General features: G+C 69.9%; 13 protein-coding genes. 7 read left to right on the forward strand and 6 right to left on the reverse strand.

Annotation, left to right across the window (positions count from 1 at the left end; all coding sequences use genetic code 11):
- Window positions 1–35: 35 nt before the first annotated feature.
- The gene (locus SD37_RS30795; protein ID WP_044856037.1) at window positions 36–1,532 is read right to left on the reverse strand and encodes a CoA-acylating methylmalonate-semialdehyde dehydrogenase; all 1,497 of its coding nucleotides are present in this window, start codon (window positions 1,530–1,532) and stop codon (window positions 36–38) included.
- 143 nt (window positions 1,533–1,675) lie between these two features.
- Here SD37_RS30795 and SD37_RS30800 point away from each other — a divergent pair, with 143 nt between their 5' ends.
- Together SD37_RS30800 and SD37_RS30805 are read left to right on the forward strand one after the other, a co-directional pair.
- Complete coding sequence (locus SD37_RS30800; protein WP_044856036.1) at window positions 1,676–3,298, forward strand: PucR family transcriptional regulator; 1,623 nt, start codon at window positions 1,676–1,678, stop codon at window positions 3,296–3,298.
- Window positions 3,299–3,357: 59 nt separating this feature from the next.
- On the forward strand, window positions 3,358–3,723 hold the full coding sequence (locus SD37_RS30805; RefSeq protein ID WP_044856035.1) for an SSI family serine proteinase inhibitor: 366 nt from the start codon (window positions 3,358–3,360) through the stop codon (window positions 3,721–3,723).
- 118 nt (window positions 3,724–3,841) lie between these two features.
- Here the strand turns inward: SD37_RS30805 and SD37_RS30810 are convergent, their stop codons facing one another.
- The 3 genes from SD37_RS30810 to SD37_RS30820 all read right to left on the reverse strand — a co-directional run bounded on the left by SD37_RS30810 (window position 3,842) and on the right by SD37_RS30820 (window position 7,247).
- Window positions 3,842–5,401 (reverse strand): DUF4153 domain-containing protein, encoded by a 1,560-nt coding sequence (locus SD37_RS30810; RefSeq protein WP_044856034.1) that lies wholly within the window; start codon window positions 5,399–5,401, stop codon window positions 3,842–3,844.
- Window positions 5,402–5,529: 128 nt separating this feature from the next.
- Window positions 5,530–6,567, reverse strand: coding sequence for a HAMP domain-containing sensor histidine kinase (locus tag SD37_RS30815; protein ID WP_044856033.1), 1,038 nt, complete (start codon window positions 6,565–6,567; stop codon window positions 5,530–5,532).
- Window positions 6,564–7,247 carry a response regulator transcription factor gene (locus tag SD37_RS30820; RefSeq protein WP_044856032.1) on the reverse strand — a complete coding sequence of 228 codons (684 nt, stop codon included), beginning with the start codon at window positions 7,245–7,247 and terminating at the stop codon, window positions 6,564–6,566. The genes SD37_RS30815 and SD37_RS30820 overlap by 4 nt, the downstream gene beginning before the upstream one ends.
- A 241-nt stretch (window positions 7,248–7,488) precedes the next feature.
- Here SD37_RS30820 and SD37_RS30825 point away from each other — a divergent pair, with 241 nt between their 5' ends.
- Genes SD37_RS30825 through SD37_RS30840 form a run of 4 tightly spaced genes read left to right on the forward strand, consistent with a single transcriptional unit; the run spans window position 7,489 to window position 12,238 of the window.
- Window positions 7,489–9,060 carry an NCS1 family nucleobase:cation symporter-1 gene (locus tag SD37_RS30825; protein ID WP_044856031.1) on the forward strand — a complete coding sequence of 524 codons (1,572 nt, stop codon included), beginning with the start codon at window positions 7,489–7,491 and terminating at the stop codon, window positions 9,058–9,060.
- A complete protein-coding gene (locus SD37_RS30830; protein ID WP_083255130.1) occupies window positions 9,011–9,853 on the forward strand; it encodes a nitrilase-related carbon-nitrogen hydrolase in 843 nt (280 codons plus the stop codon). Before SD37_RS30825 ends, SD37_RS30830 begins: the two co-directional genes overlap by 50 nt.
- Window positions 9,853–11,238, forward strand: coding sequence for a dihydropyrimidinase (gene hydA, locus SD37_RS30835; RefSeq protein ID WP_044856030.1), 1,386 nt, complete (start codon window positions 9,853–9,855; stop codon window positions 11,236–11,238). The genes SD37_RS30830 and hydA overlap by 1 nt, the downstream gene beginning before the upstream one ends.
- Before the next feature lie 10 nt (window positions 11,239–11,248).
- Window positions 11,249–12,238 carry a TIGR03842 family LLM class F420-dependent oxidoreductase gene (locus SD37_RS30840; protein ID WP_044856062.1) on the forward strand — a complete coding sequence of 330 codons (990 nt, stop codon included), beginning with the start codon at window positions 11,249–11,251 and terminating at the stop codon, window positions 12,236–12,238.
- Between the two features lie 58 nt (window positions 12,239–12,296).
- On the opposite strand, the gene SD37_RS30845 is transcribed toward SD37_RS30840, so the two are convergent.
- A complete protein-coding gene (locus tag SD37_RS30845) occupies window positions 12,297–13,790 on the reverse strand; it encodes an FAD-dependent monooxygenase (protein ID WP_044856061.1) in 1,494 nt (497 codons plus the stop codon).
- A 172-nt stretch (window positions 13,791–13,962) separates the two neighbouring features.
- Between SD37_RS30845 and SD37_RS30850 the strand changes: the two genes are divergently transcribed.
- Window positions 13,963–15,426, forward strand: a complete 1,464-nt coding sequence (locus SD37_RS30850; protein WP_083255131.1) for an alpha/beta hydrolase — start codon at window positions 13,963–13,965, stop codon at window positions 15,424–15,426.
- On the opposite strand, the gene SD37_RS30855 is transcribed toward SD37_RS30850, so the two are convergent.
- On the reverse strand, window positions 15,402–16,631 hold the full coding sequence (locus tag SD37_RS30855; protein ID WP_044856029.1) for a styrene monooxygenase/indole monooxygenase family protein: 1,230 nt from the start codon (window positions 16,629–16,631) through the stop codon (window positions 15,402–15,404). The genes SD37_RS30850 and SD37_RS30855 overlap by 25 nt on opposite strands.

Below are 16,631 nucleotides of genomic sequence, written 5' to 3' on the forward strand. Positions count from 1 at the left end.
CCCCGTCATTACCACTCACGAGCCGCCTGCGGGCCTCAGCTGTTGCGCGGGAACCCGAGATTCACTCCGCCCTGCGAAGGATCCGGCCACCGTGAGGTGACCACCTTCGTGCGCGTGAAGAAGTGGAAGCCCTCCGGCCCGTAGGCGTGGGTGTCGCCGAACAGCGAGTCCTTCCAGCCGCCGAAGGAGTAGTAGCCGACCGGCACCGGGATGGGCACGTTCACGCCGACCATCCCGACCTCGACCTCGTTCTGGAACCGCCGCGCGGCCCGCCCGTCGTTGGTGAAGATCGCGGTGCCGTTGCCGTAGGCGTTGGCGTTCACCAGCTCCAGCGCCGCGTCGTAGCCCTCGGCGCGGGTGACCGAAAGGACCGGTCCGAAGATCTCGTCGGTGTAGACCGACATCTCCGGGGTCACGTGGTCGAACAGCGTCGGGCCGAGCCAGAACCCGCCGTCCTCGCCGTCGACCTCGACGCCCCGGCCGTCGACGACGAGCCGGGCGCCCGCCTCGACACCCGCTTCCACATAGGACTCGACACGTTCGTGGTGCGCGGCGGTGACGAGCGGCCCCATCTCCGACGTCGGCCGCCTGCCGTCGCCGACGCGCAGGCGCGTGATCCGCTCGGCGATCTTCGCGACCAGCTCGTCACCGACCGGGTCGACCGCGACCACGACCGACACCGCCATGCACCGCTCCCCCGCCGACCCGAAGCCCGCGGAGACGGCCGCGTCGGCGGCGAGGTCGAGGTCGGCGTCCGGGAGGACGACCATGTGGTTCTTCGCGCCGCCGAGGGCCTGCACGCGTTTCCCGTGCCTGGTCCCGGTTTCGTACACGTACTTCGCGATCGGCGTGGACCCGACGAACGAGATCGCCTTGACGTCGCGGTGTTCCAGCAACCCGTCGACCGCGACCTTGTCGCCGTGCAGGACGTTGAGGACGCCGTCGGGAAGACCGGCCTCGGCGAACAGTTCCGCGATGAACACCGCCGCGGACGGGTCCTTCTCGCTCGGCTTGAGCACGACGGTGTTGCCGCAGGCGAGCGCGTTGGGCACGAACCACAGCGGGACCATGGCCGGGAAGTTGAACGGCGAGATCACGCCGACGACGCCCAGCGGCTGGGCGATCGAGTAGACGTCGACGCCGGTGGAGGCGTTCTCGCTGAAGCCGCCCTTGAGCATTTGCGCCGCGCCACAGGCGAACTCGACGTTCTCGATGGCGCGCGCGATCTCGCCCGCGGCGTCGGATTCGACCTTGCCGTGCTCGCTGGTGACGATCTTCGCCAGCTCGTCGCGCCGTGCCGACAGCAGCTCACGGAAGGCGAACAGCACGCGCGTCCGCCCGGCCAGCGACGTCCCACGCCAGCCCGGGAGCGCCCGGGACGCGGCCGCGACGGCGGTGTCGACGTCCTCCTGTGCCGCGAAGGCGACCTTCGCCCGCACCTGACCGGTGGCCGGATCGAACACGTCGCCGGATCGTTCGCTCACGCCCTCGAACGGTTTGCCGTCTATCCAGTGGGTGATGCGGTCGGCCACGGGTTCCGCCCTCCTGATCGCCGGATGCCTGCTCCGGTCGAGTCTGGGTGCGCGCGCCACACCGACGCCATCGGCAACGTGTACGGACTCCCGGTCCCGGCCGTACAGTCTGTCTCTCTGCGTTCCGACCAGGTGGGAGGCCGATGTACCCGACCGTCGCCGAGGTGCTCGCGCTGCCGGTGCTGCGTCAGGGCAGGCCCCATGTGGTGGCGGGAGCCGCCGGACTGGACGCGCCGGTCCGCTGGGCGCACGTCGCCGAGGTCGCGGACATCGCGCCCCTGCTGCGGGGCGGGGAACTCGTGCTCACCACCGGGGTCGCGCTGCCCGACGACGGCGCCGCGCTCGCCAGGTACGTCGCCGATCTGGCCGGGGTCGGGGTCGCCGGGGTGATCGTCGAACTGGTCCGTCATTGGAGTGACAAACTCCCGTCCGCGCTGGTCGACGCCGCGGACCACCATGGTGTTCCGCTGGTGACCCTGTCGCGGGAAACCCGGTTCGTGTCGGTCACCGAAGCGGTGAACGGGCTGATCGTGGACGCCCAGGTCGACGAGCTCCGGGCGGCGGAGCGCGTCCACGAGACCTTCACCGCGCTGACGGTCGCCGGCGCCGAGCCGGGCGACATCCTGCGCGAGGTCGCGCGGCTCACCGAACATCCCGTCGTGCTGGAGACGCTGTCGCACGAGGTCCTCGCCTACGACACGGCGGGCACCGACGCGGGCGAACTCCTGCCCGGCTGGCCCTCGCGGTCGCGACCGGTGCAGGTCGGCGAGCGGACCGGTTTCCACCCCGGCGCGGGCTGGCTGGTCACCGTGGTCGGCGCGCGCGGGCACGACTGGGGCCGGCTCGTCCTCGTCTGCGGGGATCCGCCGCCGCGGCGGCACGTCGTGGTCGCCGAACGCGCCGCCTCCGCGCTCGCGGTCCACCGGCTGGTCGCCAAGGACACCGACGGCCTGGAACGCCAGGCGCACCGGGCGATCCTCACCGAACTGCTGGCGAATCCGGTGCCCCCGGCCGAACTCACCGCGCGGGCCTCCGCACTGGGTGTGCCGCTGACGGGACGGTTGCTGGTCGGGGTCGCCGTCCGGCCCCGCATCACCGAGACCACCAGGACCGCGCAGTCGACCCCGGTGCTGCTGAGGGAACTCGCCGAGGCGACCGCGCTCGCCGCGCGGCGGGCCAAGGTGTCCGCGCTGGTGGCCGCCGACGACACCCTGGTCCGCGCGCTGATCGCGCTCTCGCCGGAGGCGGGGGTGGACGCGGTCCTGCGACGGCTGGCCACCGACGTCCACGAGGCCCGCTCCGGCGCGCCCGCCGTGGTCGCGGTGGGGACCACGGGTACCGGACCGGCCGAGGCACGCCGCACCCTCGTCGAAGCCGCGCAGGTCGCGGCCGCCGCGCTGACCGGGAACGCCGAGCGCCTGGTCCACCGGCTCGACGACGTCCGGTTGCGCGGGCTCCTGCATCTGCTGGCGGGCGACGAACGGCTCACCGCGTTCGCCGCGCGGGAACTCGGCCCGCTGCTGAGCCGCGACGCCGCACAGGGCAGCAGACTCGTTCAGGCGTTGAGGCATTACTGCGAGCACGGCGGCAACAAATCGGCGGCCGCGGCGGCCGCGCACACCTCGCGCACCGCCTACTACCAGCAGCTCGCCCGGATCGAGCAGGTGCTCGGGGTCCGGCTGGAGGATCCGGAGTCGATGCTCTCCTTGTACGTCGCCCTGCTCGCCCACGACATCCAAGCAGCCGACGACCACACGTCCGGGTGAGTGAATCTCACCCAAGCGTGGAACACAGTGACCGGGTCACGTCAGCCGATAGGGTTGATATGGCTTTCTTCGAACCGATCGGCGCCTGCGTGCTCGCGCTGGCCTGTATGGCCCCCGCGCAACCGGCCGAATCCACGTTCCAGCTGACCAGCCACCACACCAACGGCCGGATCGGCACCGTTTCCCTCACCTGCCAGCCCACCGGCGGCTCACACCCGAAGCGCGGCAAGGCCTGCGCCAGCCTGTCCAAAGTGGACGGAAAGTTCGACAGGCTGAGCGGGGAACCGCGGACCTGCACACTGGAATACGCCCCGGTGGACGTCTCCGCGGTCGGCAAGTGGCGCGGTGAACCGGTCACCTTCCGCACGTCCTATCCGAACCCCTGTGTCGCCGACGCCGAATCCGACGGCATCTTCTCCTTCTGACCGCCAAGGACAGGTGACCGCCGGGCCTCCCCCTCGGTGGCCCGGCGGTCGCCGCCGTTCACCGCCGCCTTGATCGCCCTCACCCCCAGGAGGGCGATCAAGGCCGTGGTGCCACGGCTCAGCGACGGGTCGGGTAAGGGCACCTCGCCCCGTCCGCTGTGGCAACGGGGGTCTGACGCGCGAGGGCCCGGCTCAGGTTCCATTCACGCCAATCATCTTCCGAGATGCCCATCACGACCGGTCCGAGCACACAGGACCGCAGCGGCTCCGGGAGCCGGTCCGCCGCGGGGACGACGTCGGCGGAAAACCTCGACAGGTAACCGGTGTCGAGGGTCTTGCCAGCCGCGATCCGGTCGATGTTGCGGTCGGCGATGAACCGTTCCGGATCCAGGACGGCCAGTCCCAGCAGGGCCGCGACGGCGGCGCCGATGGCCGCGCGCGGCAGCCACGCCGAGCGCAGGGGGACCAGGGAACCCAGGATCAGCAGGAAGATCAGGCCGATCCAGAGTTCGCAGACCTCGACCAGCAGCCGCAGCACCGTGAACCCGTACGCCTGCTGGTATGTCCACATGCGACTCAACGCCGACGCGACCAGCACCAGGCTGAGCACGCTCAGCACGCCGAGCAGCCCGCGCTGCCACGCGCGGTCGGCCTTCGAAGACCTCGGTGCCCACCGCAGTGCCGCCGCGACCAGCAGCAGGGTCAGGACGGTGATGGCGGAAAGCTGCCAGAACCCGCTCCTGGCGTATTCGGCCGCGGTCAGGCCACTCGTGCGCAGGACGTACTCGGTGCCGCCGAACAGCACGACCAGGCGTACCGCGACGAAACTCGCGAACAGCAGCACGAGCACACCGAGCGGCAATGCCCATTCGAGCCGGTGCGCCAGCCGTTTGCGCGGGGCGTCGTCGTCGGCGGGCAGGGGCGGCGCCGCGAGCAGATAGCACGCGCCGATGACGGCGAACGCGGCCACGGTGAAGAGGAACCCCCAGCGGACGAAGGTTTCCGGGTTCAGCTCGGGGATCACCGCGTCGACGACGTTCGCGAACGCTGCGTCGGCACCGCGCAGCAGCGGGACGAACACCAGCAGCAGCCCCGCGCTGGCCAGTACCGGCACCAGGAACCTCGGCCTGCCACGGCTTTCCGGCTTCTTGGCCAGTTTCCCGAGCCCGCGCCCGATCCACGGGATCGCGAGCAGTGCTTCGATCGGCACCGCGAAGACGTCGTAGATGAAGGTGTTCACCGTGCGCTTCCCCACCACGGCAAGGGATCCCGCGACGCAGGCGGCCAGGACGCACAACACGTTCAGCCACGTCGACGCGCGGAACATGCCGACCGCGAGCAGGCCGAGCGCGGCCACCGCCCACAGCACGCTGGCCAGGCCGAAATGCGGCTCGGCGGTACCGCGGGCCCGCTTGTCGGCGAAATAGACGGCCACCGCGAAGGCGAGGCCGGCCACGAACCAGCCGACACCGGGATCGTCCGGCAGGGTGACGGCGGCGATCAGCCCGGCCGCGACCGCCGCGGGCAGGACCGAACCGGGCAGCGGGACGATCGCGGACTTCGGCGGTACCCGTGGCCGCATCAGCACCGGGATCTGCGGCGCGCGCGGCAAGGTGCCCGTCGACCCTGCCGCCGGGGGCGACGCGTGCGCCTGCCTGTCCTCTTTGTCTTCGCTCATCGAATCCTCCAGTTTGCGAAAGCACATACCGTGGCGTGCAGGGAGGGGCTGAAGGGGCCCTTCGCCTCATCTCATGCGGTGAAGGACGCTTTCGCCCCATCTCATGCGGCGAAAGTCCCCTTCAGCCCCTAAGGAACGGGGATCACGACGCGGATGACACAGCCCGGCCGGGCCTCGGGACTGACCACGGCGATGCTGCCGTCGTGCAGATCGACCACCCACCGGGCGATCGCGAGGCCGAGGCCGGTGCCCCCACCGCCAGCCCGCTCACCGCGGGTGAACCGTTCGAACACGCTGTCCCGCTCCCCCGGCGGGATCCCGGGGCCCTCGTCCTCGACCTCGATGACGACGTCGGCCTCCCGGGCCTCCGCCCGCACCCGGACCTCGCCGCCGGACGGCCCGTGCCGGACGGCGTTGTCGAGCAGGTTCACCACGACCTGGTAGAGCCGGCCGCGATCGGCGACGGCCGTCGCGCCGGGCGGCTGGACGTCGACGGCGAACCGCACCCCCCGGCCGGTCGCGGCCGCTGTCACCCCCGCCTCGGCGGCGACCTCCTCCAGGAGCAGTTCGAGGTCGAACTCCTCCAGCTGCAACGGGAACGCCCCCGCGTCGATCCGCGAAAGATCGAGCAGTTCGGAAACCAGCCTGCCGAGTCGTTCCGTCTGCTGCAGCGCGGTCTTCAAGGTCGCCGGATCGGGTTCGGCGACCCCGTCGACCAGGTTCTCCAGCACCCCGTTCAGCGCGGTGATCGGGGTGCGCAGCTCGTGGGAGACGTTCGCGATGAGTTCGCGCCGCCGCTGGTCGGCGACTTCGAGGTCGGCCGCCATCTGGTTGAAGGCGTGCGCCAGTTCGCCGACCTCGTCGCGCGCGGTCGCCCGGACCCGCCGGGTGTAGTCGCCCTTGGCCATCGCCCGGGCGGCGGCGGTCATCTCCCGCAGCGGCCTGGTCATCCCGTGCGCCAGGATCTGCGAGGTGACCACCGCGAGCACCATCGCGGCCATCGTGGTCCTCGGCGGCAGCCAGCCGATCTGCCAGTTGAAGAAGGCGAACGCGATGCCGCCCGAGGACACCAGCAGGATCGCGAGCTTGAGCTTGATGGAGCGGACCGGGTCGAGCGGTCTCGGGAGCGCGTCGACGATCCGGCCGAACAGCGGGCGCAGCTTCACGAACCCACCTCCAGGGCGTACCCGACGCCGTGCACGGTGCGGATGAGATCCGCACCCAGTTTCCGGCGCAGTGCCTTGATGTGACTGTCGACCGCGCGGGTGCCCGAACCGGTGCCGGCGACGTCCCAGTCCCAGACCTCGCTCAGCAGCCGTTCCCTCGGCTGCACCGCCCTCGGGCGTTTCGCGAAGTGGACGAGCAGGTCGAACTCGATCGGCGTCAGCTGGGCGGGAGTGCCCGCCCGCGTGACCCGCCGCTCCTCGACGTCGATCTCCAGGTCGCCGAGCACGATCTTCGTACCGGCTTCGCTCACATCGGTCCGGGCCGACCGTTCGACGCGGCGCAGCAGCGCGTGCACCCTGGCCGAGAGCACTCGCATGGAGAACGGTTTGGTGAGGTAGTCGTCCGCGCCGACGCCGAGGCCGATCAGCATGTCCGTCTCATCCGACCGGGCGGTCAGCATCAGCACCGGGACCGGGCGGCGGGCCTGGATCCGGCGGCAGACCTCGAGCCCGTCGAACCCCGGCAGCATCACGTCCAGCACCACCAGGTCCGGTTCCCGCCCGGCGTCCACCTCGACGCCTGTCGGCCCGTCGTGCGCCAGGTCCACGGTGAAGCCCTCGGCACGCAACCGCGCGGCGATGGCCTCGGCGATGGTCACGTCGTCCTCGACGACGAGCACCCGGCGTCCTCCCAGTTCCATGGGGATGACTGTAAGCACCGGCCGTGGAGACCATCCGGGTGAGCTGTGGAGATCCTGTGGAGATGTTTCGCCCCGATTGCCGGATTGCGACGGCCGTGTGTGTGACGCAGGTCATGCATCAGGGGCCGCCGAACGCAATCGACAGTCTGCGCTCCGACACCACCAACAGTGAACAGTCTGCCAGTCCCACCCGCGCGGCGCGGGCGAGCACGATTCCGCAATGGAGCCGACGGCACGCGGAACACAGCTCGTGCATCCTGATGGCCGGGTAGAACTCGGCGAGGTCGAGTCCTTGAAGGACAGCCGCTTCTACAACGAGGAACTCGCCCCGGTCCCGGTGGAAAAACGGACCTGGACCACCTACAACTACTTCGCGCTGTGGATGGGGATGGCGCACAACATCCCCTCGTACGCGCTCGCCGCGTCCTTGATCGCGCTCGGCATGGACTGGGTCCAGGCGCTGATGACGATCACCATCGGCAACCTGATCGTGCTCGCCCCGATGCTGCTCAACAGCCACGCCGGGACGAAGTACGGCATCCCGTTCCCCGTGTTCGCCCGCGCCTTCTTCGGGATGCGCGGCGCGAACCTCGCGGCGCTGCTGCGGGCGTTCATCGCGTGCGGCTGGTTCGGCATCCAGACCTGGGTCGGCGGCGAGGCCGTCTACATCATCGTCGGGCGGCTGGCGGGCTCCGGCTGGAAGGACTCCGCCGTCGTCCTCGGCCAGCACTGGACGCTGTGGCTTTCGTTCGGGCTGTTCTGGCTGTTCCAGATGCTCATCATCTGGCGCGGGATGGAGGCGGTGCGGAAGTTCGAGAACTGGACGGCGCCGCTGGTCTCGGTCGGCTTCCTGATCCTGCTCGGCTACGTGCTGGTCAAGGCGGGCGGACTCGGCCCGATCCTGTCCGAACCCGGGAAACTCGGCTGGGGCCCGGACTTCTGGAAGGTGTTCGCGCCCTCGCTGATGGCGATGATCGCGTTCTGGTCGACGCTTTCGCTCAACATGCCGGACTTCACCCGCTTCGGCGGCAGCCAGGGCAAGCAGGTCCGCGGCCAGATCCTCGGCCTGCCGACCACGATGACCTTCATCGCGATCGTGGCGATCCTGACCACCTCCGGCGGCAGCGTCCTCTACGGCGAGCAGATCTGGGACCCGGCGAAACTGGCCGACCGGTTCGACTCCCCGATCGTGGTGGTGGTCGCGCTGATCGCGCTGGTGCTGGCGACCGTGTCGGCGAACCTCGCGGCCAACGTGGTCAGCCCGTCCTACGACTTCTCCAACGCGTTCCCGAAGAAGATCACCTTCGCCGTCGGCGGGCTGATCACCGGGATCATCGGCATCGTCATCCAGCCGTGGCGGCTCTACTCCGACCCGAACATCTACATCTTCGCGTGGCTCGGTTTCTACGGTGGCCTGCTCGGCGCGGTCGCCGGGGTGCTCGTCGCCGGGTACTGGGTGGTCAAGCGCACCGAGCTGAACCTGCGGGACCTCTACGCCGAGCGCGGCGTCTACTGGTTCAACAGCGGCTGGAACTGGCGCGCGCTGGTCGCGACGCTGGTCGGCGCCGTGCTGGCGGTCGGCGGCGCGTACGGCGGACCGTTCCCCGCCGACGGGCTGATCCCGTTCCTCAAACCGCTCTACGACTACAACTGGGTCGTCGGACTGGCGGGCGCCTTCGTCGTCTACCTGCTGCTGGCCCTGCCCGAGCACAAGCGCACCACCGAAATCGAGGAGGATGCAAGTGAGCGACGTGGTCCGAGCCGGATTGATCCAGCAGCGGTGGACGGGTGACAAGGAGTCCATGATCGCCAACGCGGTCGAAGCCATCGGCAAGGCCGCCTCGCAGGGAGCACAGGTCGTCTGCCTGCAGGAGTTGTTCTACGGCCCGTATTTCTGCCAGGTGCAGGACACCGACTACTACTCCTACACCGAGGGCATCCCCGACGGGCCGACGACGAAGCTCATGCAGGAGGTGGCCGAACGCCACGGCGTCGTGCTCGTCGTCCCGATGTACGAGGTCGAGCAGCCGGGTGTGTACTACAACACCGCCGCGGTCATCGACGCCGACGGCACCTATCTCGGCAAGCACCGCAAGAACCACATCCCGCAGGTGAAGGGGTTCTGGGAGAAGTTCTACTTCCGGCCCGGGAACATGGGGTACCCGGTGTTCGACACCGCCGTCGGCCGCATCGGCGTCTACATCTGTTACGAGCGGCATTTCCCCGAGGGCTGGCGCGCGCTGGGCCTGGCGGGCGCGAAGATCGTCTTCAACCCGTCGGCGACCAGCCGCGGCCTTTCGGAGTACCTGTGGCGGCTGGAACAGCCCGCGGCCGCGGTCGCGAACGAGTACTTCGTCGGCACGATCAACCGCGTCGGCGTGGAACCTTTGGGCGACAACGACTTCTACGGTCAGACCTATTTCGCGGACCCCCGAGGCCAGCTCGTCGGCGAAGCCGCGTCCGACACCGAGGAGGAGATCGTCGTCCGCGACCTCGACATGGGGCTGCTCGCCGAAGTCCGGGATCTGTGGGCCTTCTACCGAGACCGCCGTCCCGACAGCTACGGACCCCTCGCGGAGGCGTGATGACCACCCTCATCAAGGGCGGGCAGGTGCTGTCCACGGCGGGCGCCTCGGCGGCGGACGTCCTCGTCGACGGCGAGACGATCGCGGCCGTCGGCGCGCCAGGCACCCTCGGGCCCGCCGACGAGACCATCGACGCCACCGGGAAGTACGTGCTGCCCGGCGGGATCGACGCGCACACCCATATGGAGATGCCGTTCGGCGGGACGCATTCCGTCGACACCTTCGGCACCGGGACGACGGCGGCGGCGTGGGGCGGGACGACCACGATCATCGATTTCGCCGTACAGGCCAAGGGCACGTCACTGCTGTCCACCATGGACAAGTGGCACGAGAAGGCCGACGGCAACTGCGCCATCGACTACGGCTTCCACATGATCGTCTCCGACGTCAACGATTCGTCGTTGAAGGAGATGCAGGCCTGTGTCGACGGTGGCGTCGGCAGCTTCAAGATGTTCATGGCGTATCCGGGGGTGTTCTACTCCACCGACGGCGAGATCCTGCTGGCCATGCAGAAGGCGCGTGAGATCGGCGCCACGATCATGATGCACGCCGAAAACGGCATCGCGATCGACCAGCTGGCCGCGCAGGCGTTCGCCGCCGGGAAGATCGACCCGGTGCAGCACGGTCTCACCCGGCCGCCGGAGCTGGAGGGCGAGGCGACCTCGCGCGCGATCCAGCTGGCCAAGGTGACCGGGGCGCCGCTGTACATCGTGCATCTCTCGGCGTCGCAGGCGCTGGCGGCGGTCGCGGAGGCGCGCAACGACGGGCAGAACGTCTTCGCGGAGACGTGTCCGCAGTATCTCTATCTGTCCATTGAGGACTTGGCGAAACCGGACTTCGAAGGTTCGAAGTATGTCGCTTCTCCCCCGCTGCGGGAGAAGTCGCATCAGGCGGATCTGTGGCGGGGGCTGCGCACCAACGACCTCTCGGTGGTGTCGACCGATCACTGTCCCTTCTGTTTCAAGGACCAGAAGGAACTCGGCCGCGGCGACTTCCGCGCGATCCCCAACGGGATCCCCGGCGTCGAGCACCGGATGGACCTGCTCCACCAGGGTGTCGTGGCGGGCCAACTGACCCTCGGCCGCTGGGTCGAGACCTGCTCGACCACCCCGGCGCGGATGTTCGGGCTGTACCCGCGCAAGGGCGTCATCGCCGCGGGTTCGGACGCGGACATCGTGGTCTACGACCCGAAGGCGAAGCAGACCTTGTCGGTCGAGACACACCACATGAACGTGGACTACTCGGCCTACGAAGGCATGGAGATCACCGGCAAGGTCGAAACGGTGCTCTCGCGCGGCCGTGTGGTGGTGTCGCCGTCGGGGTTCTCCGGGAGTACGACGCACGGGAAATTCCTCTCGCGCGACCTCAACCAGTACCTGAACTGAGGTGGTGGCCGTGGACTTCGGGATAGTTCTCCAGACCGATCCGCCCGCACGCGACCTGGTACGGCTCATGAAGGCCGCCGAGGACCAGGGTTTCCGCTACGGCTGGACGTTCGACTCGTGCGTGCTGTGGCAGGAACCGTTCGTCATCTACTCGCAGATCCTCGCGGCGACGTCGTCGATGATCGTGGGCCCGATGGTGACCAGCCCGGCCACCCGCGACTGGTCGGTGATGGCGTCGACCTTCGCCACGCTCAACGACATGTACGGCAACCGGACGGTGTGCGGGATCGGCCGTGGCGATTCGGCACACCGCGTCGTCGGGATGCCACCGTCCACTTTGGCCACCGTGCGCGACTGCATGCACGTGGTCAAGGAGCTGGCCGAGGGCCGTGAGGTCCTGTTGCGGGACAAGCCGGTGCGGATTCCCTGGATCCGCAACGGCAGACTTGAGATGTGGATGGCCGGATACGGGCCGAAGGCGCTGAAGACGGTCGGTGAGCACGCGGACGGCTTCATCCTCCAGTGCGCCGATCCCGCGATCGCGCGGTGGACGATCGGGGCTGTGCGCGAGGCGGCCCGTGCGGCGGGACGGGATCCGGGCGGAATCACCATCTGTCTCGCCGCGCCGGCGTATGTCGGCGACGACCTGGCGCACCAGCGGGAGCAGCTGCGCTGGTTCGGCGGGATGGTCGGCAACCACGTCGCGGATCTCGTGGCGCGCTACGGCGATTCCGGGCCGGTGCCTCGGGAACTGACCGACTACATCCGTGAGCGTCAGGGCTACGACTACGCGCATCACGGGCGGGCGGGCAATCCGTCGACCGACTTCGTGCCGGACGAGATCGTGGACCGGTTCTGCCTGCTGGGCCCGTCCTCCGCCCACGTCGAACGGCTGGAGGAGCTGGCTTCGCTCGGTGTCGACCAGTTCTCGCTGTACCTCATGCACGATCAGCGGGAGGAGACCCTCAAACGGTACGGCTCGGAGGTCATCGGCCGCTGACGACCCGCGTTTCGTCCTCTGAATGCGTTACCGCGTTCAGAGGACGAAACGCGTGGGGTCAGGCGCCGAACCAGGCGGCGAGGGCTTCGCGCAGGCCCTCGGTGCCGCCGTCACCCGCCCAGGCGATGTACCCGTCGGGGCGGATCAGCAGGACGTCCGCGGGCCGGTCCTCGGCCTTCGCGGTGCGGACGTCCACCAGCCCTTCCGCCGGCTCGCGCAGTTCAGGACGGCCCGCGAGGTCGAGCAGGACCGGCCGCGCGTCACGCAGCAACTCGGCGACACTCGTCGCGCCCTGATCGGTCTCCAGCGCGAGATCCGGGACGAACGTGCCGGCGAGCGCGTGCGTGGAACCCGGCATCGGGTAACGCGTGTCGGTCCCGGCGACGTGGGAGGCCAGCCGGCGCGCGGCCTGCTCGTCTTCCAGAAGCTCCTGGAAGACCGTCCGGAGTGCCTCGGCGGCTTCGTCGTGCCCGCGCCGCAGCGCGACCTGTGCCCGGGACTGCAGCAACGCGCGCGCACCCGCGGCGTGCCGTTCCGCGTGATAGGTGTCCAGCAGGCCTTCCGGTGCCCGGCCCTGGATCTCGGCGGCCAGTTTCCAGGCGAGGTTGACCGAATCGGACATGCCGACGTTGATCGCGGTGCCGGTGGAGGGCAGCAGGTGTGCCGCGTCGCCCGCCAGCAGGATCCGGCCCTCGCGGTAGCGCTCGGCCTGACGGGCGGAGAACTGGTAGCGCGAGAGGCGGACCGGATCGCCCAGCGGGACGTCCCCGCCGAGCACGCGGCGGATGCTGTCCCCGAGTTCGGTCAGCGTCATCGGCACGTCGTCGTCGACCTCGCCGGGGTCGTCCTCGGTGGTCTGGATGAACAGGATCCCCGGGGTGAGCGAGCCGAGCGCGAACACGCCGGTGTCGGTGCGGGTGAAGCCCGCCTTGATCCGGCCCAGTTCCGGCGTCTCGATGTCGCCGTTGTCGTGCACGGTCAGTCCATCCGGGACGCTGACCTGCCCGATCCGGTTGACCTCGGGATAGGTGGTGCCGGGGAAGCCGATCCCGGCCATCGAACGGACGGGACTGCGCCCGCCGTCGCAGCCCACGAGGTACTGGGCGGTGACCTCGTACGTCCCGTCCGGACCGCGCACCTCGGCGGTCACCGACCCGTCGTCCTGGCTCACGCCGACGACCTCGTGTCCGCGGCGAAGTTCCGCGCCGAGACCGGTGGCGTGCTCCTCCAGCAGCCCTTCCAGCAGCTGCTGGCGCACCGACAGCGCCTTCAGCGGCGGCTCCTCGAACCGGGTGAGGTCGACATGCACCCCACCGAAGGGGAACCGGTCGGCCGGGACGGGGTCGGTGACGAGCTCCCGCACCCGGGCCAGCAGGCCGCGGTAGTGCAGCAGGTCCAGGATCTGCCCGCTGAGGCCGTGGGCCTTCGGGGTCTTCCCCCGTTCCGGCCGCCGTTCCAGCACCAGCGGGCGCACGCCGGCCAGCCGCAGTTCCGCGGCCAGCATCAGCCCGGTCGGGCCGGCGCCCACGATGATCACATCGACGTCCGTCAAGTTCACTCCTGTTCGGCCTGTTCTTGCTACGGCCGAGGATTCTGCGGCACCACCGGGGTCTTGCCGCAAGCCCCCCGGTGCGCTATATGTTGACCATGGAGGGGTACGCCCCACCATCTTTCCGGGTATTCGCACCAGGGACCGCCCGCCCGCGAGGCGGAACGCTGGGCCGGTGACCAGATTCCGCATCGCCACCGTGTTCACCGTCACCGCCCTCGCCGCCGTCACCCTCGCGCCCGCGGTCTCGGCCGCGCCACGGGGACTCGACTGGGGCCCGTGCCCGTCCGGTTCGCCACCCGGCTACGACTGCGCGGAGATCGAGGTCCCGTTGTCCTATCAGGACCCGGACGGCCCCCGGATCACCCTCGCGCTCGGCCGTCTCCCGGCGACGGACCAGAAGCACAAACGCGGCACGATCTTCACCAACCCCGGCGGCCCCGGGAACCCCGGCCGTTTCAGCAGGTTCCAGACCCCGTCCCTGCACCGGCAGTTCGACATCGTCGGCTTCGACCCGCGCGGCGTCGGTGCCAGTACCCCGGTCCGCTGCTTCACCAGTGACGCCGAAACCGAGCCGCTCAAACGGATCCTGGGCACCTTCCCGATCACCGCCGAACAGGAGACCCGGCATTTCGCCGACGTCCGCGAAGTCGCCGCGTCGTGCGGGCGCAACGCCGGGCCGCTGCTGAATCACCTGTCGACCGCGAACGTCGCCAGGGACCTCGACAGGCTGCGCGCGGCCGTCGGCGACCCCCGCCTGCGCTACTACGGGCTTTCCTACGGCACCTACCTCGGCGAGGTGTACGCCAACCTGTTCCCGCGGCGCGTCGGCGCCTTGGCGCTGGACGCCGTCAACGATCCGATCGCCTGGGCGACCGGCCACCGCCCGGAGGACGCGAACGTCCCGTTCAGCGCCAGGCTCGGCGGTTTCCGGGACGCGGACCGCGCCCTTCAGGCGTTCCTCGACGCGTGCGCGGCCGACACCCGGTGCGCGTTCCGTGAGCCGGGCACGGACCTGCGGGCCAAGTACGACGCGCTCCTCGACCGGCTCGAAGCCACCCCGGGACCGATCACCTACCAGGAGGTCATCCGGCGCACCCACAACGCGCTGACCGACGAAAGGAACTCACCCGCGCTGGCGGAGTTCCTCCAGACCGCGACGAAACCCGTCGCGACGAAGGCCATCGCGACGCCGTTCGACTCGGCACTGGGCGGCGGCGGGACCCTCTGCGCCGACACGACGAACCCGCGCGACCCGGCCGCCTGGCCGAAGGCGGCACGCGCGGCCGACCGGGAAAGCCGCGGGTTCGGTTCGTACGACGCGTATCTCTCGCTACCGTGTGCCTTCTGGCCCGCCGTCGACCCGGCGCGCCACACCGGACCGTGGAACCGCCCGACCGCGCCGATCCTGTTGCTGGCCAACGGTAAAGGCGATCCGGAGACGCCGTACGCCGGCGCGGTCCGGACCGAACGGATCCTCGGCAACGCCCGGCTCCTCACCCTCGACGCCTGGGGCCACGGCGCCGCGAACCGCAGCGCCTGCGTCGACGCGGCACTCGACGCTTACCTGACCTTCGGACGTCTTCCGGCGCGTGGCACCGTCTGCGCCCCGGATCACGCGCCCTTCGACGCCAGGTAGCTCAGGGCGGTTTCCTCGTCGGTCAGCCAAGCGGCGTAGTCGGCGGGGTCGGAGAAGATCCCCGCGAACCGGTGCGCCACCTCGGGCACCGTCTGCGCGGCTTCCAGGGTGGCCAGCACGTGATCCGGCGGAGGAGCGAGCAGATCGTTGCTCAGCCGGGTCGCGTGCTGCGCCTTTTCCCAGTATTCAGCGAAAGTCCGGCGCTGGAACGCTTCGTCGAACGGGCGGTCCCCGTGGTCGAGGATGCTCCGCTCGTAGACCGCGGCCGCGTGCGCCGCCATATTCGCGCCCTGTCCGGCGATCGGGTCGTTCGTCACCGCGGTGTCGCCCATCGCGAGCACCTTCGCCCCGGACGGCAGTGTCCCGACCGGGTCACGCACGATCGGCAGGACACGGCCGCGCAGGGAGTCCAGTGGCCCGCTCGGGCGGGCGTCGGCGAGCGATTCCGCGACCCAGGGGAACTGCTTGCGCAGCAAGGCCATCGCGCGTTCGAAGTGCTCTTCGGGTCCGGTGACGTCGTCCCAGACGTCCATCGGCCCGCCGGGCACGCCGAAGAACCCGAGACCGAAAACGGGCCCGCGCACGGACAGGATCGGCAACCCGAACAGTTCACCGGCCTGCGACAGCCCGAACGTCAGGCCCGGGTACACCGGAAGCGGCTCGTCGCGTCCGGACACGAGGTACATGATCCCGATGGTCCGCTGCGGCTCGCGGTAGGGAGAACGCCGGTCGTCACGGGGGAAGAGGCCGTCGAACTGCGGACCCCGGCCGGCCGCGACCAGCACGAGTTCGAACTCGCGGGCGTACTCCTCCAGCCCGTCGGGGGTCACCTTGCCGATCCGCACCTCACCGCCGCGTTCGGCGAAGGCGGTCAGCCAGGCGGACACCTTGACCCGCTGGTCGACCGACTGCGCGGGGTGGTCGAACCGGGCCTGCCACGAGACGGCGGGCTCCGGGGTGTCCCCGGCGAGTCCGAACGACGCGCCGAGGATCTCCGGGGCCCGCCCGTCCCAGAAGTTGATGCCCAGCGCGCGTTCCCTCGTCAGCGCGGGGTGGAACACGCACTGGTTCGAGATGAGCCTGCCGTCACGGATCGTCTCGGCGTCGCGGTCGGTGACCACCGTGACGGCGTATCCGTGTTTCTGCAGGCCCAAGGCCAGTACCAAACCGGCCTGACCGGCCCCGACCACCACGATCCGGCGCAT

It is taken from the genome of Amycolatopsis orientalis, assembly GCF_000943515.2.
Taxonomy (GTDB): domain Bacteria; phylum Actinomycetota; class Actinomycetes; order Mycobacteriales; family Pseudonocardiaceae; genus Amycolatopsis; species Amycolatopsis orientalis.

Bases quoted from the DNA above. Each gene is read 5' to 3' on its own strand.
- SD37_RS30800 (WP_044856036.1), top strand. From the start codon at position 1,676: ATGTACCCGACCGTCGCCGAGGTGCTCGCGCTGCCGGTGCTGCGTCAG.
- SD37_RS30805 (WP_044856035.1), top strand. From the start codon at position 3,358: ATGGCTTTCTTCGAACCGATCGGCGCCTGCGTGCTCGCGCTGGCCTGT.
- SD37_RS30810 (WP_044856034.1), bottom strand. From the start codon at position 5,401: ATGAGCGAAGACAAAGAGGACAGGCAGGCGCACGCGTCGCCCCCGGCG.
- SD37_RS30825 (WP_044856031.1), top strand. From the start codon at position 7,489: ATGGAGCCGACGGCACGCGGAACACAGCTCGTGCATCCTGATGGCCGG.
- hydA (WP_044856030.1), top strand. From the start codon at position 9,853: ATGACCACCCTCATCAAGGGCGGGCAGGTGCTGTCCACGGCGGGCGCC.
- SD37_RS30855 (WP_044856029.1), bottom strand. From the start codon at position 16,631: ATGCGCCGGATCGTGGTGGTCGGGGCCGGTCAGGCCGGTTTGGTACTG.